Source organism: Streptomyces sp. NPDC051018, from assembly GCF_044456085.1.
Lineage (GTDB): Bacteria > Actinomycetota > Actinomycetes > Streptomycetales > Streptomycetaceae > Streptomyces.
On the sequence record NZ_JBITFN010000010.1, the window covers coordinates 186,779 to 207,369 of the forward strand.

Consider the following 20,591-nt stretch of genomic DNA (forward strand, 5'->3'; position numbering starts at 1 on the left):
GCGGCACGGCATGTCCCGGGGCCGGCGGGTCTCTCCCGGCCCGGGCGGGCCCATGGCGGCTGTAGCGGACACCGGTCGGGGTTCGGGTGTCACAGGAGGCTCACAGGGCCCACACGGGACTCAGAGGCCCCTCAGAGCCGCTTTCCCCTCGTACGCCTCATCGAGCCCCCGGCGGCGGCCCCGCAGCCGCCCGGGGGGCCATGAAGGCGATTTGCCTGAGCCGACGCCCCTCACGTACGCTTCCCCGGAAGCCAAAGACCGCTGGTCGTTGCCGCGTGCTCGCAAGAGGGTGCGGCGACCGAAGGAACCGCTAGCTGCGGACGGCCTGCGCAGGTGATTTCGTGGATACGCTCCCGTGACTCGTCCCGGTCGAGCTACGCCCCGTGCGCCTGCGCCGGGGCGTTTCGTTTTGCCCAGTCCCCCTCCTTCGGGCCCGCGCGGTCCTCATCACCCGGAAGGAGGCCGACGCTCATGGCAAGGCCTGACAAGGCTGCCGCGGTGGCCGAGCTGACGGACAAGTTCCGCAGCTCGAACGCCGCCGTGCTGACCGAGTACCGGGGCCTCACCGTGGCCCAGCTCAAGGAGCTGCGCCGTTCGCTCGGTGAGAACGCCCAGTACGCCGTGGTGAAGAACACGCTGACCAAGATCGCGGCCAACGAGGCCGGGATCAACACGCTCGACGACCTGTTCAACGGTCCGACGGCGGTTGCCTTCGTCACCGGTGACCCGGTGGAGTCGGCCAAGGGTCTTCGTGACTTCGCCAAGGACAACCCGAATCTGATCATCAAGGGCGGTGTCCTTGATGGCAAGGCGCTGTCCGCCGATGAGATCAAGAAGCTTGCGGACCTCGAGTCCCGCGAGGTTCTGCTCGCCAAGCTGGCGGGCGCCATGAAGGGCAAGCAGTCCCAGGCTGCCGCGCTCTTCCAGGCGCTTCCCTCGAAGTTCGTCCGCACCGCGGAGGCGCTTCGTGCCAAGCAGGCCGAGCAGGGCGGTGCCGAGTAATTCGGCTCGCGTTCTGATCGGTGCCGCCGTCCTGCGGCGCTGATCGCAGCGGGCCGTCTTTCGTCAGACCTGCCGCTCAGGCAGACGCCCGCCGTCATACACATCCGGCACCAGCCGATTTAGTGGAAGGATCGCCCATCATGGCGAAGCTCAGCCAGGAAGACCTGCTTGCGCAGTTCGAGGAGATGACCCTCCTGGAGCTCTCCGGTTTCGTGAAGGCGTTCGAGGAGAAGTTCGACGTCACCGCCGCCGCCCCGGCCGCCGCCGTTGTCGCGGGCCCGGGTGCCCCGGCCGCCGAGGCCGCTGTCGAGCAGGACGAGTTCGACGTCGTCCTCACCGGCGCCGGCGAGAAGAAGATCCAGGTCATCAAGGTCGTGCGCGAGCTGACCTCCCTGGGTCTGAAGGAGGCCAAGGACCTCGTCGACGGCACCCCGAAGCCGGTCCTGGAGAAGGTCGCCAAGGAGGCTGCCGAGAAGGCCGCCGAGTCCCTCAAGGCCGCCGGCGCGTCCGTCGAGGTCAAGTAACCCCTCGTGACTCCCCGAGTCACCACGCCGTGACTCTGTGAGTCTCGTCATACGGCCCCGAAGCGGGCCGTAGGGCGGGGCACCGCCAAGGGCGATCACCCATCCGGGTGGTCGCCCTTCGGCGTCCCGCCAGGGCTGCGCCGCACTTCGGAGGGGGCCGAGTATGGTGATCTTCGCCGTGCGCCTCGTTCGCTCTCAGTGCCTGGTCAGTGACGATCTCAGCAGCCAGTTCGGAGCAGGGGGCCTTGACGAACCGCACGCAGCGCGCAATTCTCAGGACGCGTCGTCACAACGATCCGGATCCGAGGCATGGATCGGCGGCGGAGTGGGCAGTATCGATGTGCGCCTCATGGCGCGAGGGTTCGCGGAGTTGAGTACAACGAGGGCAGCGAGGGTCTCGAAAAGCCCGCACTGGACATCAGTGTGCCAAGTGGCTACACTGACCCTTTGCGCTGCCTGTTAACTGCTCCCTGCCCGTCACCAGGGGCATCCCCTCGCATGAGCACTGTGGACCGAATACTTCCTGACCTGGGATTTCGGCTCCCCTGCCCGGCTTGGGACCGGTACGCGCGTAGTGAGTCCGAGCCCTCGGAAGGACCCCCTCTTGGCCGCCTCGCGCAACGCCTCGACCGCGAATACGAACAACGGCGCCAGCACCGCCCCGCTGCGCATCTCCTTTGCAAAGATCAAAGAGCCCCTTGAGGTTCCGAACCTCCTCGCGCTCCAGACCGAGAGCTTTGACTGGCTGCTCGGCAATGCCGCTTGGAAGGCTCGCGTCGAGGCGGCTCTGGACAGCGGACAGGACGTCCCCACCAAGTCCGGTCTGGAGGAGATCTTCGAGGAGATCTCCCCGATCGAGGACTTCAGCGGGTCGATGTCCCTGACCTTCCGCGACCACCGCTTCGAGCCTCCGAAGAACTCGATCGACGAGTGCAAGGAGCGTGACTTCACCTACGCCGCGCCCCTCTTCGTCACGGCCGAGTTCACCAACAACGAGACCGGCGAGATCAAGTCCCAGACGGTCTTCATGGGCGACTTCCCGCTCATGACCAACAAGGGCACCTTCGTCATCAACGGCACCGAGCGTGTCGTGGTGTCCCAGCTCGTCCGCTCGCCGGGCGTGTACTTCGACTCCTCCATCGACAAGACGTCCGACAAGGACATCTTCACCGCCAAGATCATCCCGTCCCGGGGTGCCTGGCTGGAGATGGAGATCGACAAGCGCGACATGGTCGGTGTCCGTATCGACCGCAAGCGCAAGCAGTCCGTGACCGTCCTCCTCAAGGCCCTCGGCTGGACGACCGAGCAGATCCTCCAGGAGTTCGGCGAGTACGAGTCCATGCGCGCCACCCTGGAGAAGGACCACACCCAGGGTCAGGACGACGCGCTGCTCGACATCTACCGCAAGCTCCGTCCGGGCGAGCCGCCCACGCGTGAGGCCGCGCAGACGCTGCTGGAGAACCTCTACTTCAACCCCAAGCGCTACGACCTCGCCAAGGTCGGCCGCTACAAGGTGAACAAGAAGCTCGGCGCGGACGAGCCGCTGGACGCCGGCGTGCTCACCACCGACGACGTCATCGCGACCATCAAGTACCTGGTCAAGCTGCACGCCGGTGAGACCGAGACGGTCGGCGAGTCCGGTCGCTCGATCATGGTCGAGACCGACGACATCGACCACTTCGGCAACCGCCGTATCCGCAATGTCGGCGAGCTGATCCAGAACCAGGTCCGTACGGGTCTCGCCCGTATGGAGCGCGTCGTGCGCGAGCGCATGACCACCCAGGACGTCGAGGCGATCACGCCGCAGACCCTGATCAACATCCGGCCGGTCGTCGCCTCCATCAAGGAGTTCTTCGGCACCAGCCAGCTGTCCCAGTTCATGGACCAGAACAACCCGCTGTCGGGCCTGACGCACAAGCGCCGTCTCAACGCGCTCGGCCCCGGTGGTCTCTCCCGTGAGCGGGCCGGCTTCGAGGTCCGCGACGTGCACCCGTCGCACTACGGCCGTATGTGCCCGATCGAGACGCCCGAAGGCCCGAACATCGGTCTGATCGGCTCGCTGGCCTCCTACGGCCGGGTCAACGCGTTCGGCTTCATCGAGACGCCGTACCGCAAGGTCGTCGACGGCCAGGTCACCGACGAGGTCGACTACCTGACCGCCGACGAGGAGGACCGCTTCGTCATCGCGCAGGCCAACGCGCCGCTGACCGACGAGTTCCGCTTCGCCGAGTCCCGGGTGCTGGTCCGCCGCCGCGGCGGCGAGGTCGACTACGTGCCCGGCACGGACGTCGACTACATGGACGTCTCGCCGCGCCAGATGGTGTCGGTCGCGACCGCCATGATCCCCTTCCTGGAGCACGACGACGCCAACCGCGCCCTCATGGGCGCGAACATGATGCGCCAGGCCGTTCCGCTGATCACGGCCGAGGCGCCGCTGGTCGGCACCGGCATGGAGTACCGCTGCGCGGTCGACGCCGGTGACGTCATCAAGGCGGAGAAGGACGGTGTGGTCCAGGAGGTCTCCGCGGACTACGTCACCGTCGCCAACGACGACGGCACCTACACCACGTACCGGGTCGCCAAGTTCTCCCGCTCCAACCAGGGCACCTCGGTCAACCAGAAGGTCATCGTCTCCGAGGGCGACCGGGTCATCGAGGCCCAGGTCCTCGCAGACGGCCCGGCCACCGAGCAGGGCGAGATGGCGCTCGGCAAGAACCTCCTCGTGGCGTTCATGCCGTGGGAGGGCCACAACTACGAGGACGCGATCATCCTGTCGCAGCGCCTCGTACAGGACGACGTCCTCTCCTCGATCCACATCGAGGAGCACGAGGTCGACGCCCGTGACACCAAGCTCGGCCCCGAGGAGATCACCCGGGACATCCCGAACGTCTCCGAGGAGGTCCTCGCCGACCTCGACGAGCGCGGCATCATCCGCATCGGCGCCGAGGTCATCGCCGGGGACATCCTGGTCGGCAAGGTCACGCCCAAGGGCGAGACCGAGCTGACCCCGGAGGAGCGGCTGCTGCGCGCGATCTTCGGCGAGAAGGCCCGTGAGGTCCGTGACACCTCGCTGAAGGTGCCGCACGGCGAGACCGGCAAGGTCATCGGCGTACGCGTCTTCGACCGCGAGGAGGGCGACGAGCTGCCGCCCGGCGTCAACCAGCTCGTCCGGGTGTACGTCGCCCAGAAGCGCAAGATCACCGATGGTGACAAGCTCGCCGGCCGTCACGGCAACAAGGGTGTCATCTCCAAGATCCTGCCGATCGAGGACATGCCCTTCCTGGAGGACGGCACCCCGGTCGACATCATCCTCAACCCCCTCGGCGTCCCCTCCCGGATGAACCCGGGACAGGTCCTCGAAATCCATCTCGGCTGGCTCGCCAGCCAGGGCTGGAAGGTCGAGGGCAACGAGGACTGGATGGAGCGGCTGAAGGCGATCGGCGCCGACGACGTCGCCCCCAGCACCAATGTCGCGACGCCGGTCTTCGACGGCGCCCGCGAGGACGAGATCTCCGGACTATTCGAGTCCACGATCCCCAACCGTGACGGCGACCGGATGGTCCTGCCGTCCGGCAAGGCGAGGCTGTTCGACGGCCGCTCCGGTGAGCCGTTCCCGGACCCGATCTCGATCGGGTACATGTACATCCTCAAGCTCCACCACCTGGTCGACGACAAGCTGCACGCCCGGTCGACCGGTCCGTACTCGATGATCACCCAGCAGCCGCTGGGTGGTAAGGCCCAGTTCGGTGGCCAGCGCTTCGGTGAGATGGAGGTGTGGGCGCTGGAGGCTTACGGCGCCGCGTACGCCCTCCAGGAACTGCTGACCATCAAGTCCGACGACGTCACCGGCCGCGTGAAGGTCTACGAGGCCATCGTCAAGGGCGAGAACATCCCCGAGCCCGGCATCCCCGAGTCCTTCAAGGTGCTCATCAAGGAGATGCAGTCCCTGTGCCTCAACGTGGAGGTGCTGTCCTCGGACGGTATGTCCATCGAGATGCGCGACACCGACGAGGACGTCTTCCGCGCTGCGGAAGAGCTCGGCATCGACCTGTCCCGGCGCGAGCCGAGCAGCGTCGAAGAGGTCTGACGGGTCCGGCCGGGACCACCCCAGGTGATCCCGGCCGCTGCCCCGGACCCCGTACAGACCACCTTGAGACACAACCCTGAGAGGGATTGACGCATAGTGCTCGACGTCAACTTCTTCGACGAGCTTCGGATCGGCCTGGCCACCGCTGACGACATCCGCCAGTGGTCCCACGGTGAGGTCAAGAAGCCCGAGACCATCAACTACCGCACCCTCAAGCCCGAGAAGGACGGACTCTTCTGCGAGAAGATCTTCGGCCCCACCCGGGACTGGGAGTGCTACTGCGGCAAGTACAAGCGTGTCCGCTTCAAGGGCATCATCTGTGAGCGCTGTGGCGTCGAGGTCACCCGCGCCAAGGTGCGCCGTGAGCGGATGGGCCACATCGAGCTGGCCGCTCCCGTCACCCACATCTGGTACTTCAAGGGCGTTCCCTCACGCCTGGGCTACCTCCTCGACCTCGCGCCGAAGGACCTGGAGAAGGTCATCTACTTCGCCGCGTACATGATCACGTTCGTGGACGAGGAGCGCCGTACGCGCGATCTGCCGTCGCTGGAGGCGCATGTCTCCGTCGAGCGCCAGCAGGTCGAGAACCGCCGTGACGCCGATGTCGAGGCCCGCGCCAAGAAGCTCGAAACCGATCTGGCCGAGCTGGAGGCCGAGGGCGCCAAGGCGGATGTGCGCCGCAAGGTGCGCGAGGGCGCCGACCGTGAGATGAAGCAGCTGCGCGACCGCGCCCAGCGCGAGATCGACCGTCTCGACGAGGTGTGGAACCGCTTCAAGAACCTCAAGGTCCAGGACCTGGAGGGCGACGAGCTGCTCTACCGCGAGCTGCGCGACCGCTTCGGCACCTACTTCGACGGCTCGATGGGCGCCGCCGCGCTCCAGAAGCGCCTGGAGTCCTTCGACCTGGAGGAGGAGGCCGAGCGCCTCCGCGACATCATCCGTACCGGCAAGGGGCAGAAGAAGACCCGGGCGCTCAAGCGCCTCAAGGTCGTCTCCGCGTTCCTCCAGACCAGCAACAGCCCCAAGGGCATGGTGCTGGACTGCGTCCCGGTCATCCCGCCGGACCTGCGTCCGATGGTGCAGCTGGACGGTGGCCGCTTCGCGACCTCCGACCTGAACGACCTGTACCGCCGGGTCATCAACCGGAACAACCGTCTGAAGCGCCTGCTCGACCTCGGTGCCCCCGAGATCATCGTGAACAACGAGAAGCGGATGCTCCAGGAGGCCGTCGACGCGCTGTTCGACAACGGCCGCCGCGGCCGTCCGGTCACCGGCCCGGGCAACCGTCCGCTGAAGTCCCTGAGCGACATGCTCAAGGGCAAGCAGGGCCGCTTCCGCCAGAACCTGCTGGGCAAGCGCGTCGACTACTCGGCCCGTTCCGTGATCGTCGTCGGCCCGCAGCTCAAGCTGCACCAGTGCGGTCTGCCCAAGGCGATGGCGCTGGAGCTGTTCAAGCCGTTCGTGATGAAGCGCCTGGTCGACCTGAACCACGCGCAGAACATCAAGTCGGCCAAGCGCATGGTCGAGCGCGGCCGCACCGTCGTGTACGACGTCCTCGAAGAGGTCATCGCCGAGCACCCGGTGCTGCTGAACCGTGCGCCCACGCTGCACCGCCTCGGCATCCAGGCGTTCGAGCCCCAGCTCGTCGAGGGCAAGGCCATCCAGATCCACCCGCTCGTCTGCACCGCGTTCAACGCGGACTTCGACGGTGACCAGATGGCCGTCCACCTGCCGCTCTCCGCGGAGGCGCAGGCCGAGGCCCGCATCCTGATGCTGTCCTCGAACAACATCCTCAAGCCGGCCGACGGCCGTCCCGTCACCATGCCGACCCAGGACATGGTGCTGGGCCTGTTCTTCCTCACCACCGGTGAGGAGGAGCGCGAGGTCAAGGGCGAGGGCCGGTCCTTCGGTTCCACCGCCGAGGCGATCATGGCGTTCGACGCCCGTGAGCTGTCGCTCCAGGCCAAGGTCGACATCCGCTTCCCGGTGGGCACCATCCCGCCGCGCGGCTGGACCCCGCCGGCCGACGAGGACGACGGCGCCGTCGGCGGCCTCGGCGGCTCCTGGCAGCAGGGCGACAGCTTCCGGCTGCGTACGACCCTGGGCCGCGCGCTCTTCAACGAGCTGCTGCCCGAGGACTACCCCTTCGTCGACTACTCCGTCGGCAAGAAGCAGCTCTCCGAGATCGTCAACGACCTCGCCGAGCGCTACCCCAAGGTCATCGTGGCGGCGACGCTCGACAACCTGAAGGCGGCGGGCTTCTACTGGGCGACCCGTTCCGGCGTCACCGTCGCCATCTCGGACGTCGTCGTCCCGGAGGCGAAGAAGGAGATCGTCGCCTCGTACGAGGCCAAGGACGAGAAGATCCAGAAGCAGTACGAGCGCGGTCTGATCACCAAGCAGGAGCGCACGAACGAGCTGATCGACAACTGGACCCGCGCGACCAACGAGGTCGCCGAGGCGATGAACGCGAACTTCCCGAAGACCAACCCCATCTTCATGATGGTGAACTCGGGCGCTCGCGGAAACATGATGCAGATGCGTCAGATCGCCGGTATGCGTGGTCTGGTGTCCAACGCCAAGAACGAGACGATCCCGCGTCCCATCAAGGCGTCCTTCCGTGAGGGCCTGTCCGTGCTGGAGTACTTCATCTCCACGCACGGTGCCCGTAAGGGTCTGGCCGACACCGCCCTGCGTACCGCCGACTCGGGTTATCTGACCCGTCGTCTGGTGGACGTCTCGCAGGACGTCATCATCCGCGAGGAGGACTGCGGCACCGACCGCGGCCTCAAGCTGCGGATCGCCGTGAAGGACAGCGAGGGCAGGCTCCGCAAGGCCGACGACGTCGAGACGTCGGTGTACGCGCGGATGCTCGCCGAGGACGTCGTCGTCGAGGGCAAGGTCATCGCGCCCGCCAACGTCGACCTCGGCGATGTGCTCATCGACGCGCTCGTCGGCGCGGGCGTGGAGGAGGTCAAGACCCGCTCGGTCCTGACCTGTGAGTCCGCGGTCGGCACCTGTGCGTACTGCTACGGCCGTTCGCTCGCCACCGGCAAGCTGGTCGACATCGGTGAGGCGGTCGGCATCATCGCCGCCCAGTCCATCGGTGAGCCCGGCACCCAGCTGACGATGCGTACCTTCCACACCGGTGGTGTGGCCGGTGACGACATCACCCAGGGTCTGCCGCGTGTCGTCGAGCTGTTCGAGGCGCGTACGCCCAAGGGTGTCGCCCCGATCTCGGAGGCGGCCGGCCGCGTCCGTATCGAGGAGACCGAGAAGACCAAGAAGATCGTCGTCACCCCGGACGACGGCAGCGACGAGACGGCGTTCCCGATCTCGAAGCGTGCCAAGGTCCTGGTGCGCGAGGGCGAGCACGTCGAGGTGGGCCAGGCGCTGACCTTCGGTGCCACCAACCCGCACGACGTGCTGCGCATCCTCGGCCAGCGGGCCGTCCAGGTCCACCTGGTCGGCGAGGTCCAGAAGGTCTACAACTCGCAGGGTGTGTCGATCCACGACAAGCACATCGAGATCATCATCCGGCAGATGCTCCGCCGGGTGACGATCATCGAGTCCGGCGACGCGGAGCTGCTGCCGGGCGAGCTGGTCGAGCGCTCGAAGTTCGAGACCGAGAACCGCCGTGTGGTCACCGAGGGCGGTCACCCCGCCTCCGGCCGTCCGCAGCTGATGGGTATCACCAAGGCGTCGCTGGCCACCGAGTCCTGGCTGTCGGCGGCGTCCTTCCAGGAGACGACCAGGGTCCTGACCGACGCGGCGATCAACGCCAAGTCGGACTCCCTGATCGGCCTCAAGGAGAACGTCATCATCGGTAAGCTCATCCCGGCCGGTACGGGTCTGTCCCGCTACCGCAACATCCGGGTGGAGCCCACCGAGGAGGCCAAGGCCGCGATGTACTCGGCCGTCGGCTACGACGACATCGACTACTCGCCGTTCGGCACCGGCTCCGGCCAGGCCGTTCCGCTGGAGGACTACGACTACGGTCCGTACAACCAGTAAGGCGAAGGTCCGCCGAGGGCGGCCACCCCGTGCACACGGGGTGGCCGCCCTTCGGCGTTCAACGGGGTCAGCGGCCCGCCAGCTCCCAGAGGGCGAGCAGCAGACCGGCGCTCGCGGTGACCGCGGCGATGCTGGCCAGGGGCCAGCGGGCGCGCTCCAGACTGTCCAGGCGGGACTCCATCTCGGCGAGCTGTTTGTCGGTCTGGTCGCTGCGCTGGACGAGGAGCGCGAGCGCGCCGTCGGCACGGGCGAATCCGGCCTCCAGCGTGCCGCGCAGCCGTTCCAGCTCCACGGCGACGGCGACGGTGACGGTGACCGGGTCGCCGTGCTCAGGCTCGCTCATCGGCGGCTCCGTCGGTGGGGGCGGGCGTGGTGGTGTGTGCGGGTGCGGTCGCGGGGGCGGTGCGCAGCCAGGGCGGCAGCAGGCGCTGGACGCCGTCCACCGCCATGATCCTCGTCAGGGCCCCCGCGACGGCGAGTGCCCCGGCGACCCAGGGGAGGGTGGCGGGAAGCCCCGACGCGTCGGCGATCGCGGGCAGGACGACGGCGATGCCCACGGCACTCTGGAGGACGGTACGGACCGTGCGCCGGGTGGCTTCGGACATGTCCGGGCTCCTTCAGACGGTGTTCTGCGAGGTGTACGGGACCTTCAGGGCGTGCCAGGAGGCCCGGCCGGGCCACCCGTCCGCGTCGGAGCCGCCGAAGCCGAGCTTCCGCTGCCACTTCGCGTAGGAGCGCCGGTCGGCCTCGCCCCAGCGGGGGCCCGGCCCCACGCGGTACGCGGAGCAGCCCTCGGCGACCAGCCGCCGGCCCATCGCGGTGACGATCGGGGAGCTGGGCGCGGCCTTGAAGAACGGCGTACCGGGGAAGGGCTGGTAGCGGGGGTCGGCGGGGCCGGACGGAGTGCCGGGGCCGGCGGGGGCGCCCGGTGCGGCCGGAGCGGTCGGTGCGCTGGACAGCCGGCGGGTGATCCGGGTGCGCAGGTAGGCCATGGCGAACCCGCGCGGGTCGCTCTTGCGGTCGGACCACTCCAGATGCCCGATCACGCACCTGGCGCTCCAGCCGTGCGCCCGGCAGACCGCCGAGGACGCCCGCTCGACGGCGGCGAGCTGCGCGGCCGGCCAGGGGTCGCGGCCGTCGCCGAGGTTGACGCACTCGAAGCCGTAGAAGCGGGCGTTGCCGTCCACCGCGCCCGCGCTGCCCTGGTGCTCGCGCGGAGGGCTCGGGCGGGAGCCGTACGCCTCCTCGGCGACCTGCCGCAGAACGTCCGGGTCGCCGCCCCCCGCGTGGTTGGCGCGGCCGTTGCCGACCAGATGGACCGTGCCGTCCTTGGCGATCACTCCATGGCACAGGGGGCCGGGCAGCCCCCGGTAGCCGTTGAAGCAGAGCGCCACGGAGGCCGGGGTGCCGCTGCTGACCGTGTGGTGGATCATCACTCCGTGCACGGGGCCCCAGGCCCCCGCGTGATTGCGGTTGTGGGAGCGCCAGCCGTGGTGTTCGACCACGGTGACGCCCTCGGCACGCAGGGCGGCGAGGAGCCGGTCCGCGGTGAGTGGGGTGGCCATGGGTGTCCTCCGAACAGAGAGAGCCCCGCCCGGCGGGTTGCCGGGCTCGGGGCGGCGGGCCGGGCGCGCGGGCGCGCCGGCGGGTCGCGCGGTCGGGGGAGAGCGGGTGGGGGTTCGCCCGGCCGGTGCCGCCCGCCGGGCGGCCGGTCGCGCGGTCCGGGCGCGAGTGGGCGGGGTTCGCCTGCCGGGCGGCGGGCCGTTTGAGCGGTGAGCGGGCGGGCCCGTACCGTCCGGCTCGTCGGTGTACGGGCCCGGGGGCGCGGGGCGGGCCGGGGGTCAGGGGCCGGCCGGGGGCTGCCAGGTGGCGCAGAGCGTGGCGTACGCGGCACGGCGGGCCTCGAAGTCGGCGAGGGCGGCGGCGACGGCCTGCGGGACCGCCGTGTGGTTGGGCGGGACCGGCCCGGGGGCCGTCGGGGGCAGCAGCACGTCGCCCGAGCCGTACAGCACGCTGAACGCTCCGCCGGTCTCCCGGAGTTGGGCGCTCACATACACCGTCGGGTGGGTGCCGCTGACCGGATCCGGTTCCACCGGGCTGCCGGAGGTGTCGTCGTGGATGCGGATGTGGACCGTGTGGCCGCCCTCGGTGACGGTGGCGCGGCCGAAGTAGTCGAGAGCGATGCCCCAGGGCTGGGTCGGGTCGATGACCATGGTGCCTTCCGTAGGTTGTCGGGCGGCCCGGAGGGCCGGGTGTGGCTGATGGCCGCTTGCCGTCTGCGGCTTCCAGGGGAGTGGCCGCCCGGTCCTCCGGGGCGCCCTGGCTGCTGACGGGGAGATGCGCTGCGGTCGCCGCTCACGGAGATGGCAGCGGGGTGTTCCTCGGGACGGCGGCATGCCGTGGCACACGAGGAGGCGTGGAGGAAGGAGCGGCGGGCCCGCCGGGTCCGGGCCGGCGTCGACTCGGGCGAGGGGCGCCACCGGGCCGCGGGCAGCCGACGAGGCCGGTACGACCCTGTGGTCGGACGGCTCGCCGCCCACGGCCGGGGGGCCGTCCGCGGAGGTGTCGTGCCCGCGGTGCCGGGCGCGCGGTGGGTGGCGGGCCGTCCGCGGTGTCCGTCCGGTCAGGGGCTCTGGGTGCCGTACATCATGGCGGGCTGGGCGTACACCGTTCCGCTCGTGCTGGTGACCATGGCCTGCACCTCGACCTTGACCGTACCGCCGAAGCGGGTCGCCATGTCGGTGGTGACCGGGGCCGTGTGGTCGAAGAGCGTGGGCGCCGTGACGGTGGGGCCCCACGCGACACCGTCGACCAGCACCTTCACCTGGCCCGTGGCACCGGCGGAGACCCGGGTGTATATATAGAGCCGCATCTGGGGCTGCCAGATCGGATTGAAGGACCGGGCGATGGTGGACCAGCCGGTCGCGGTGGTCTGCGGCCAGTTCGCGGAGCCGAGGTCCTGCGGCGGGAGCATCGCCAGCCAGGGCCGGGCGAGCCCGCCCGTGGAGATGTCGTCGGAGACGATCTCGTGGCCGTAGGGGTCGTACAGCCGCAGTACCTGCGTGGAGGTCCCGAGGCCGTTGCCGTTGAACAGCGAGAGCGCGTACTCGCCGGTCTGGCGGCGCAGCGCCATCCCGTACTCCTGACCGCTCCACGCGCCCACCCGCAGAACGGCGTTGTTGCTGCCGGGCGCCCGTACGGAGAGCGAGCCCCCGTCGGTGATCTCGACCGCGCCCCCGCTGATCTCATTGAGGGCCGGGCGGGTGTTGACGGCCGTGGACAGCTGCTGGATACGGCGTTCCATGGCGGTGAGCCGGTCGATGATGTCTTCGGGCAACTGGGGCATCAGCCCTCCTCCAGATACAGCTCGGCGGTGTCGGGGCGGCCACGCTGCGGGGGGCTGACCTTCACGCCGATGATGCGGTAGCGGGCGTCCAGCCCCTCCGGGTGCCACTCGTCGGTGATGCGGATACGGGTGGAGCGGCCGAGCAGCGACGGCGGTACGACTCCGCCGAGGCGGATCGTGATCTCGGGGATCACCACGGCGCCGCGGGCCCGGGCCAGTTCGGCCGCGGCCAGCGAGTTCAGGGTGGCCGTACTCGTGACCTCGTTGTGGTCCGAGGACAGGTCGATCCGGGGCCAGCCGCCCGCGATCAGGTCGTCGGCGACCCGCTCCGCCGAGACGAGCGGCCGGGACTCGGCCGCCTGGTTGTTGTTGACGGAGGCACCGCGCGTCCGGGCGGTGGTGCCGCCGCGGGTCGCGTCGCGCGGGAAGGAGTACGACAGGATCGCCCCGGGCCGGTCGAGGACCAGATCCGTGGAGCCGGTGCGGATCACGGGGCTGCCGAGGCGCAGCTGCCGTATCCGCTCCCCGGTGGCCGGGTCGCGGTAGACGGCGATGTGGTGCTCGAACCCGCCCTCCAGGGTGGCGAGCTGGTCCAGCGCCTCCGCATAGACGGTCTCGTCGCCGTCCCGCCACGACACGGTCCGGCGGGTGGCCGACACCTCGTCGCCGTACTGGACCCGGAGATCTCCTCCCGCGCCCGACTGGAGTTCCCGCCACAGCTCCCGGGCCACCTCGAACTGGCTCTTCGACGCGTACGACAGGTTCTTGCGGATCCGGCGCCTGCCCGCGTACGAGTCGAAGGTGGCCGCCTGGATGCCGAGGGTCAGCACTCCGCGCTCGCTGCTCTGGAGGGTGCTGGTCCAGATGATCCCGCCCCACCACAGATCGCCGCCGCGCTCCAGATAGACCGCGGTGCGGCCTTCCTCGACGCGGCGGACGCGTGCGGCGAGGGCCGTGTCGGGGACGGGGACGGTGCCGGACAGGGAGCCGGGTTTGCCGATGTAGTCGTCGAACTGGACGTCCCGCAGGGGCAGGATGTCGATCGTCCGGTCGGTCAGCAGATCGCAGAAGATCGCCCGGTAAGGGGTGTTCGGTGTCATGGTTCGCTCCCCGGAAGGGTGGTCCGACGGCGGTTCAGGTCTGGGCGTCGACGCGCAGATACACGCCGTCGAACCACGCCCTGACCCCGGCGTTGCTGCTCCGGTGCAGCGCGGTGAGCGTGTAGGAGGTGCCCGGGATCAGGCTGTGCAGCCGCATCACGCTGGACACCGACGCCGCGACGGAGCCGGAGTAGACCACCGCCAGATTGTCGTTGGGCTCCAGATCGACCGTGGCGCCCCGGGTGACCCGCAGGCTCATATAGGCGGTGGCCGTGTCGCTCGCCGCCGTGTACACCCTCGACCCGTAGGAGATCAGTACGGAACGGGACGCCGGTGCCGTGAAGGTGAGGGTGAGCGGGTTCGCCGTCCGTTCCACCAGCGTCGGTGTGTACGTCAGCGATGTGGTGTAGCCGCCGTCGTCGGTGGCGTTGAAGGCCGGTCCCGGCACCGCGGGCAGCCAGGCCGTGCCGTTCCAGCGCTGGAGCACCCCGCCGGCGGTGTCCCGGTACTGGCCGGTGTAACTGGCGCTGCCGAGCGCGCCGGCGGGCGCGATCCCGCCGAGCGCGGACGGGTAGGGGACCCAGGCCGAACCGTCCCAGCGCTGGAGGGAGCCCCCGGAGTCCTGGTACTGGCCGGGGTAGGCGCCGGGCCGGATCTCGCCCAGCACCGGCAGGATGCCGCCGAGGGCCACGATCGAGGTGCGCAGGTCCCTCAGCGAGGTGTTCCAGTTGATGCCCCCGGTGCCCGCGCTCGCGGTGGCCGGGACCATCACCTCGTAGAGGGGAAGGCTCAGCGGTGGTGTCGCCGGGGGCACCGGTGTCTGCGCGGGGGTGCCCTGGATGATCTCGGCGACGGCTTCATGGCGGTTGGAGGAGTCGTACAGACTGTCGTAGACGCGGAGGACGACGAGGTCGATCCGGCCGAACTGGGCGTCACCCGGCGCGAAGACAAGGGTCAGCGCCGAGGCCAGTGCCACCGGATAGACGCCCTGGCCGGACTGGCCCTGGATCACGGCCCGCCCCGGGTTGAGCGTCGCCGACATCGCGGCTGTGCCGCCGTCCAGCGAGAAGCCGGAGGCCCGGTACTGACCGCTGTTGGAGCCGGCCAGGATGCCGGAGCGCGCCTCCAGGGTGTTCTGGGGGGTCGTCGCGCCGATCTGGGTGAGGCGGGTGTCCTCGCGGGTCTGGCCGGTCTCGGCCACCCAGCTGCTGCGCAGATTCATATGCGGTCTCCGATCGGGGAAGGGCAGGGCAGGGCGCGCCTCGGTGGGGTGTGCCTCGGCGGGGCGGGGTACGGGAGGGGCGGCCGGGGCCCGGGGGAGGGAGGCCGGGTCACTCGGGGTGGCCGGGCCTGTGGTCAGGGCGGCGGGGCACTCGCGCGGCCGGGACGCCCGGGGCGGAAGGGGCGGCCGGAAGTCAGGACTTGATCCACTCGGCCGAGAGCGTGGTCGCGTAACCGGAGCCGCCGAGGGTCCGGACCGCGGACGTGTGGGACTGATAGCCGCTCAGCTGAAGGGTGTTGCCCGCGGTGAGCCTGATCAGGCACTGCCCGCCGACCACCACGGTGAAGGCGCCGGCCGGGTTCAGCCAGGTGGCGCGGGGCACTCCCGTCTCGTTGACCAGCACCCGGGCCCCGCGTGCGCCGTTGGCCGAATCGCCGCTCCAGGCGATGTGCGCCGAGACGCGCCACCAGCCGGTCCGGGGGACCGTATAGGCGTTGGTGCCGTTCCAGCCGGTCGCGTCGTCCACGTCGACCGCCTGGAGTGTGACGGGGGTCCACGTGTTGGAGCCGATGCTCTGCATCGCGGTCTGCGACACGCTGAACAGCACCGACGAGCGGCCCTCGGCAAAGGTCCAGGCCGAGCCGTCCCAGCGCTGGAGGATGCCCGCGTTGTCCCGGTACTGGCCGGTGTAGGTGCCGCTGGTGATGGCGCCGTTGGGCGCGATCCCGCCGACCGCCTTGGGATACGAGGTCCAGGCCGTCACCCCCCAGCGCTGGAGGACTCCGCCGCTCTCCCGGTACTGGCCGCTGTACACCCCGTCGAAGCCTCCGGTCGGGGTGATACCGCCGAGGGCGACCATCGGATACAGCAGCGGGGTGACCGCAGTCGCCCAGGCGATCCCGCCCGTGCCGGCCGAGGTCCCCGCCGGTACCGACACCCGGTAGAGCGGGATGGTGCTGCCGGGGCCGCTCGCGGGGACGGCCGGAGTGGCCGAAGGAGTCCCCTGGACCAGCCGTATCCGCGCCTCGGAGGCACCGGCGTGCTCGTAGTCGTCGTCCTGCACCACCAGTTCCACCAGATCGATCCGGCCCTGGAGGGGATCGCCGTCGGCGAAGGTCAGGGGCTCGGCGGCGGTGACGGCGACCATATAGGCACCCTGGTCGGTCTGCGCGCCCTGGACGACGGCCCGCCCCGGTCCGACGGAGCACTGCATTCCGGCCGCGCCGGTCAGCGCGAAGCCGCCCGGCACGATGCCTCCCCGGGAGCGCAGGGGGGCCGATCCCGCCGCGCCCCCTTCGGGGGTCAGCAGGGCGGAGAGGGTGATACGGGTGTCCTCACGGGTCTGGCCCGAGGGCTGGAGCCATGCGGCGCGTACGGTCATGGTTCACCTCTTCGAAGAGCGGGGGTACGGGAGCGGGCCGCGCGTTGTCCGGGCGGGTGGCCGCGCGATGTCCCGGGGCGGGGCGGGGCGAGCGCGGTGGGCGGGGGCGGGCGTCGGTCCCGGGGGCGCGTGGGTGCGCCGGACGGCCGCCTGTGGCCCTTCGGGCGGCCGGGGGCCGGTCGGTGGTCCGGCGGGCCCGGGCGCTGCGGCGCCCGGGTGGGCTTGTGCGGCGGGGGCTCGCCCGCGAGAGCCGCGGCGCCCGGGGCGGCCCGTACATCGGGGTTCGCCCGCGCCTGCCCGTAGTACGGCGGGTGGCACGGGTCCCGTACGGTCCGGGTGTGCCGCCCGGTCCCGCGGTACGGCGGTACGCGGTACGGCGTTCCGGCTTTCCGGCGCGCGGTGGCGCCCCTCCGGCCGGGAACCGGCCCGCGCCTGTCCGCAGCACGACGGGTGCCACGGGCCCGCGCGGGCCGGTGCGCCCGCCCGGTCCGTACACGGCGGGTGCCCCCGGGACGCGGCCCGTGCCGCTACCACTCCGCGCTGCGCCACCGGACGGTCATCCGGGCGTCCGGGCCCGCCGACTCCGGCCGGAAGGACAGCTCCGCCCGGCCGGGTTCGAAGGCGAACAGCTCCTCGGGGCCGGAGTCGGCCATCGCGGTGTGGCGGCGTGACGCGGAGTTGTTGAGCGTGACCGTGCCGGCCGCGGTGTCCACCTCCAGGACGTCACCGGCCGTCAGATCGATGGCGTACCGCAGTCCCCGGCGGCTGATCCGCTCGGTGACGGCCGGTATCGCACATGGACCACGGAAGACGATCACGGGATGGGTGGGCGCGGAGCCGGTGTTCTCCGCGACGACATCGCCGGTGCTCTGCGCCCGGCCCCAGTTCAGCGGCCAGGTGAGCGGCCAGGTCAGACCGGACTCCGGCTGCGGTGGCCCGGTGGTCGCCAGCTGTTCGTTGACCGCGTAGCGGCGCGGATCGGCCGCCAGCCACTGGACGGACGCCCTGGCCGCGCCCTGGGTGGCGAAGACCCGGTCCGCGGGGACGACACGCTGGGCCACCCGGGCCCGTACCGCGAGGATCTCCCCGTGCAGCCGGACCGCGAGCCAGCGCTCGCCGTCGGTGAGGGCGAAGGACTGGCGCAGCGCGTTCAGCGCGGCCGGGCCCCGACCGGATGCCGGGTGCGTCCACACCGTGCCGCCGACCTTGCGGGGCTTGGCGTAGCGGGCGCCCGGCCAGGCGCCGTGCGAGGTGGGGCGCTCGGCGTCGGAGGAGTCGTACTCCGGCAGGTCCTCCCAGCCGGTGAGACCCGACCGGTCGACGGAGAAGGGCGTGCCGGGGCCGATGAGGAGCCCGGCCCACTGCATCTGCCCGTCCTGGGTGATGAGTGAGCCGGGCGCGAGGTCGGCGGTGTATGCGGTGGTGTTGTCGGCCATGGGGCCGTCACCTCACTCCGGTAGGGCTCAGCGATGAGCGGTGGTGAGGAAGAGCAGATCCTCGGCGGTGGCACGGGGGCCCGCGTCCGGCGTCTCGCGGAAGTGCTTGAGGACGTACGGCTTCCGGGGCCCGGACGGTTCGGGCGCCACCCGCCGGTGTTCCAGGTCGGACAGGGGCAGGATGCGCGGCGCCCGGTCGGGGGCGCCGGGGAGCACCACACCGCCGTCGGCGAGCTGCGGGATCTTGTCCAGCGTGACGCCGAACTTCTTGCCGAAGAAGGAGAAGCTGAGCTTCCGCAGTCCGTCGATGATCCAGTTGGCGAAGGCGATCAACCCGTTGACCGGCCCCTTCACCACGCCCAGCACGGTCTGCATCCCCCCTTCGAGCATGCCGCCGATGCCGCGCAGGGCGCCGGTCACACGCTCCTTGGTCCTGGTGAAGAACCCGGGGACGGTGTCGGTGATCCACTGCTGGACCGGCCGTACCGCGCCCTTCAGACCGTCGAAGGCGCGGGAGGCGATCGCGCGCAGCGCGCCCGCGGCGGCCGTGACGGCCGATCCGGTCCGTCCGATGCCGCCGATGGCACCGCCCAGGGCACGCAGCACACCGGTGATCACGGCTCGGTACGCCGTGAAGTAGGTGCGGACCGCGCTGCCCATGACCCTGAGCACCGGCCCGAGGAACGCCCCGATCCGCTGGAAGCCCTGGAGCACCCCCGCGAAGACCTGCCGCATGATCCGCCTGCCGGTCTCGGTGCTCATCGCCAGTTCGATGAGGTACGCCCCCAGGGGGATGAGGATGCCGAGGACGAAGCCGAGCGGATTGGCGCGCATGGCGGTGTTGACGCCGGTCATCACGAGGGACGCGATCGTCATGACCGTGCCGAAGGTGCCCATCAGACCGCTGACGAGGGCGGCGATGTCGATCATGGACACCAGGAGGCCGAGGACGGCGCCCATCGGTGAACCCAGCCTGGCCACCGCCGCCCTGGCCCTGGCGGCGGCGGAGGAGAACCGTCCGACTCCGCCGCCTGCGGTGGACCGTCCGGCCTTGGCCGCCGCGTTCGCCGCCGCGTCGGCCTGTTCTCTGAATCCCCGGACGGCGGTGGCCGCCGAGCGGGCCTGAGGGCCGAGGCGCCCGGTGCCGCCCGCCGCCCGCCGGATTCCGGAGGCGGCCTGCCGCAGCGCCCGCGTCGCCTGTCCGGCCTGACCGCGCAGGGCCTGGAACGCGGGGCCCGCGCCCGCGAGCGGGTCCGGCGGCAGGGCCATGGCGGCACTCATCCGCGGGCCTTCGCGAGATACATCAGCGCGTTGGCGGTCGCCTGCGGATCGCTGGAGCGGGCCGCGTGGTAGTGCTCGATATGGAGTCCGGCCCCGCCGGCGCCCGTACGTTCCTGTGCCATACGCGCCCGCTTGGCGGTGAGGGCGAGCAGCCGGTCCAGCCGGGACAGCGGCAGTACGGCCTCGGCCTCGCCGGCCTCTGCGACGATGGCGTGGACCCCGCCGCGGCGGGGCATCACGACACCGCCTGCGGCGAGCGCGGGAATCGTGGGCAGGCTCACGCCGAAGGTCTTGCCACCGACCAGGGGGACCCAGCCCGGCACGCTGACCTTGATGGAGTTCAGCCGGCCGATCATCGAGTTGATCAGTCCGATGACCGCGTTGATCGGGCTTCTGACCCCGTCCTTGATGCCGTTGAAGGCCCTGGACGCGATGTCCTTGAGGCCGTTCCAGACGCTCGACATCTTCTCCTTGACGGTGCTGAACGCCTTCGGGATCACCGTTCTGATCCAGTCGACCACCGGCATGATGACGGCCTTGATGCCGTTCCAGACCGTGCGGATGACGCTTCGGATGGCGTTCATCACCGTGGTGAGGATGGTGCGCCAGATGTTCACATACGTCCGGATGACGGTGGCGATCACCCTGACGACGGTGGTGACGGCGCTCCGGATGCCGTTCCACACCGACTTGATCAGGGCCCCGGCCGTCCTCATGATCGGGCCGACCGCCCGCATCACCGCGCCTATCACGGTTCTGATGGCGTTGAACGCGGTCCGGATGACCGTCTGCATCGTCCTCGACCGCGTGGCCATCTGGACGACGGTCTCGATGAGCGGCATGAACAGGTCGAGCAGCCGGACCAGGAAGTTGCCCTTCATGGACCGGTTGAGCCGGTCCTGCCCCTGGGCTGCCTTGTTCGCGCCGGACTGGAACCGCCCCAGCCCGCTCCCCGCCGACCGGCCGGTCGTACCCGCCTTGGCCATGGAGCGCTCGGCCTGGTCGGTGGCCGTCTTCAGCGCCTTGAGCTGCCCGCCGGAGGACTGCGCGGCCGACTTCAGCGTACGGAGCCTGCCCTCACCGGAGGCCGCCTTCTGCCGGAGCCCGTCGGCTGCCCGGCCGGCCTCCTCGGCCTTGTCCTTGAAGCCCTTCAGGGCGTTGGAGGTGGAACCCAGCGACTTTACGAGAGACATGTCTC

General features: G+C 70.4%; 15 protein-coding genes. 4 read left to right on the forward strand and 11 right to left on the reverse strand.

Annotated elements, in window-relative coordinates; genetic code table 11:
- Nucleotides 1–471: 471 nt before the first annotated feature.
- The 4 genes from rplJ (at nucleotide 472) to ACIBCM_RS19300 (ending at nucleotide 9,627) form a co-directional block, all read left to right on the forward strand.
- A complete protein-coding gene (rplJ, locus tag ACIBCM_RS19285) occupies nucleotides 472–1,002 on the forward strand; it encodes a 50S ribosomal protein L10 (protein WP_389266457.1) in 531 nt (176 codons plus the stop codon).
- Between the two features lie 140 nt (nucleotides 1,003–1,142).
- The gene (gene rplL, locus ACIBCM_RS19290; RefSeq protein WP_399244716.1) at nucleotides 1,143–1,526 is read left to right on the forward strand and encodes a 50S ribosomal protein L7/L12; all 384 of its coding nucleotides are present in this window, start codon (nucleotides 1,143–1,145) and stop codon (nucleotides 1,524–1,526) included.
- Between the two features lie 604 nt (nucleotides 1,527–2,130).
- Entirely contained in the window at nucleotides 2,131–5,613 is a 3,483-nt protein-coding gene (gene rpoB / locus ACIBCM_RS19295; protein WP_399244718.1) for a DNA-directed RNA polymerase subunit beta, read from the forward strand.
- Nucleotides 5,614–5,709: 96 nt separating this feature from the next.
- Nucleotides 5,710–9,627 carry a DNA-directed RNA polymerase subunit beta' gene (locus ACIBCM_RS19300; protein ID WP_399244720.1) on the forward strand — a complete coding sequence of 1,306 codons (3,918 nt, stop codon included), beginning with the start codon at nucleotides 5,710–5,712 and terminating at the stop codon, nucleotides 9,625–9,627.
- 67 nt (nucleotides 9,628–9,694) lie between these two features.
- On the opposite strand, the gene ACIBCM_RS19305 is transcribed toward ACIBCM_RS19300, so the two are convergent.
- From ACIBCM_RS19305 to ACIBCM_RS19355, 11 genes are all read right to left on the reverse strand, one after another.
- Nucleotides 9,695–9,970 carry a hypothetical protein gene (locus tag ACIBCM_RS19305; RefSeq protein WP_399244722.1) on the reverse strand — a complete coding sequence of 92 codons (276 nt, stop codon included), beginning with the start codon at nucleotides 9,968–9,970 and terminating at the stop codon, nucleotides 9,695–9,697.
- Nucleotides 9,957–10,232 carry a hypothetical protein gene (locus tag ACIBCM_RS19310; RefSeq protein WP_399244724.1) on the reverse strand — a complete coding sequence of 92 codons (276 nt, stop codon included), beginning with the start codon at nucleotides 10,230–10,232 and terminating at the stop codon, nucleotides 9,957–9,959. Before ACIBCM_RS19310 ends, ACIBCM_RS19305 begins: the two co-directional genes overlap by 14 nt.
- Before the next feature lie 12 nt (nucleotides 10,233–10,244).
- A complete protein-coding gene (locus tag ACIBCM_RS19315) occupies nucleotides 10,245–11,192 on the reverse strand; it encodes a peptidoglycan-binding protein (protein WP_399244726.1) in 948 nt (315 codons plus the stop codon).
- A gap of 276 nt (nucleotides 11,193–11,468) precedes the next feature.
- Nucleotides 11,469–11,840: an ATP-binding protein gene (locus ACIBCM_RS19320; protein WP_399244728.1), complete on the reverse strand. Its 372-nt coding sequence runs from the start codon at nucleotides 11,838–11,840 to the stop codon at nucleotides 11,469–11,471.
- 410 nt (nucleotides 11,841–12,250) lie between these two features.
- Entirely contained in the window at nucleotides 12,251–12,973 is a 723-nt protein-coding gene (locus tag ACIBCM_RS19325) for a hypothetical protein (protein WP_399244730.1), read from the reverse strand.
- On the reverse strand, nucleotides 12,973–14,073 hold the full coding sequence (locus ACIBCM_RS19330; RefSeq protein ID WP_399244731.1) for a hypothetical protein: 1,101 nt from the start codon (nucleotides 14,071–14,073) through the stop codon (nucleotides 12,973–12,975). The genes ACIBCM_RS19325 and ACIBCM_RS19330 overlap by 1 nt, the downstream gene beginning before the upstream one ends.
- Before the next feature lie 34 nt (nucleotides 14,074–14,107).
- Complete coding sequence (locus ACIBCM_RS19335; RefSeq protein ID WP_399244733.1) at nucleotides 14,108–15,295, reverse strand: hypothetical protein; 1,188 nt, start codon at nucleotides 15,293–15,295, stop codon at nucleotides 14,108–14,110.
- Between the two features lie 193 nt (nucleotides 15,296–15,488).
- The gene (locus ACIBCM_RS19340) at nucleotides 15,489–16,676 is read right to left on the reverse strand and encodes a hypothetical protein (RefSeq protein WP_399244734.1); all 1,188 of its coding nucleotides are present in this window, start codon (nucleotides 16,674–16,676) and stop codon (nucleotides 15,489–15,491) included.
- Between the two features lie 527 nt (nucleotides 16,677–17,203).
- Nucleotides 17,204–18,112, reverse strand: coding sequence for a phage distal tail protein (locus ACIBCM_RS19345; protein WP_399244736.1), 909 nt, complete (start codon nucleotides 18,110–18,112; stop codon nucleotides 17,204–17,206).
- Between the two features lie 27 nt (nucleotides 18,113–18,139).
- Nucleotides 18,140–19,393 carry a tape-measure protein gene (locus ACIBCM_RS19350; RefSeq protein WP_399244738.1) on the reverse strand — a complete coding sequence of 418 codons (1,254 nt, stop codon included), beginning with the start codon at nucleotides 19,391–19,393 and terminating at the stop codon, nucleotides 18,140–18,142.
- Nucleotides 19,390–20,586 (reverse strand): phage tail protein, encoded by a 1,197-nt coding sequence (locus ACIBCM_RS19355; protein WP_399244740.1) that lies wholly within the window; start codon nucleotides 20,584–20,586, stop codon nucleotides 19,390–19,392. The genes ACIBCM_RS19350 and ACIBCM_RS19355 overlap by 4 nt, the downstream gene beginning before the upstream one ends.
- Nucleotides 20,587–20,591: the final 5 nt, after the last annotated feature.

Coding starts and splice junctions, on each gene's coding strand:
- ACIBCM_RS19340 (WP_399244734.1), bottom strand. CDS start 16,676: ATGACCGTACGCGCCGCATGGCTCCAGCCCTCGGGCCAGACCCGTGAG.
- ACIBCM_RS19320 (WP_399244728.1), bottom strand. CDS start 11,840: ATGGTCATCGACCCGACCCAGCCCTGGGGCATCGCTCTCGACTACTTC.
- ACIBCM_RS19330 (WP_399244731.1), bottom strand. CDS start 14,073: ATGACACCGAACACCCCTTACCGGGCGATCTTCTGCGATCTGCTGACC.
- ACIBCM_RS19325 (WP_399244730.1), bottom strand. CDS start 12,973: ATGCCCCAGTTGCCCGAAGACATCATCGACCGGCTCACCGCCATGGAA.
- ACIBCM_RS19355 (WP_399244740.1), bottom strand. CDS start 20,586: ATGTCTCTCGTAAAGTCGCTGGGTTCCACCTCCAACGCCCTGAAGGGC.
- ACIBCM_RS19345 (WP_399244736.1), bottom strand. CDS start 18,112: ATGGCCGACAACACCACCGCATACACCGCCGACCTCGCGCCCGGCTCA.
- ACIBCM_RS19305 (WP_399244722.1), bottom strand. CDS start 9,970: ATGAGCGAGCCTGAGCACGGCGACCCGGTCACCGTCACCGTCGCCGTC.
- ACIBCM_RS19310 (WP_399244724.1), bottom strand. CDS start 10,232: ATGTCCGAAGCCACCCGGCGCACGGTCCGTACCGTCCTCCAGAGTGCC.
- rplJ (WP_389266457.1), top strand. CDS start 472: ATGGCAAGGCCTGACAAGGCTGCCGCGGTGGCCGAGCTGACGGACAAG.
- ACIBCM_RS19350 (WP_399244738.1), bottom strand. CDS start 19,393: ATGAGTGCCGCCATGGCCCTGCCGCCGGACCCGCTCGCGGGCGCGGGC.
- ACIBCM_RS19335 (WP_399244733.1), bottom strand. CDS start 15,295: ATGAATCTGCGCAGCAGCTGGGTGGCCGAGACCGGCCAGACCCGCGAG.
- rplL (WP_399244716.1), top strand. CDS start 1,143: ATGGCGAAGCTCAGCCAGGAAGACCTGCTTGCGCAGTTCGAGGAGATG.
- ACIBCM_RS19315 (WP_399244726.1), bottom strand. CDS start 11,192: ATGGCCACCCCACTCACCGCGGACCGGCTCCTCGCCGCCCTGCGTGCC.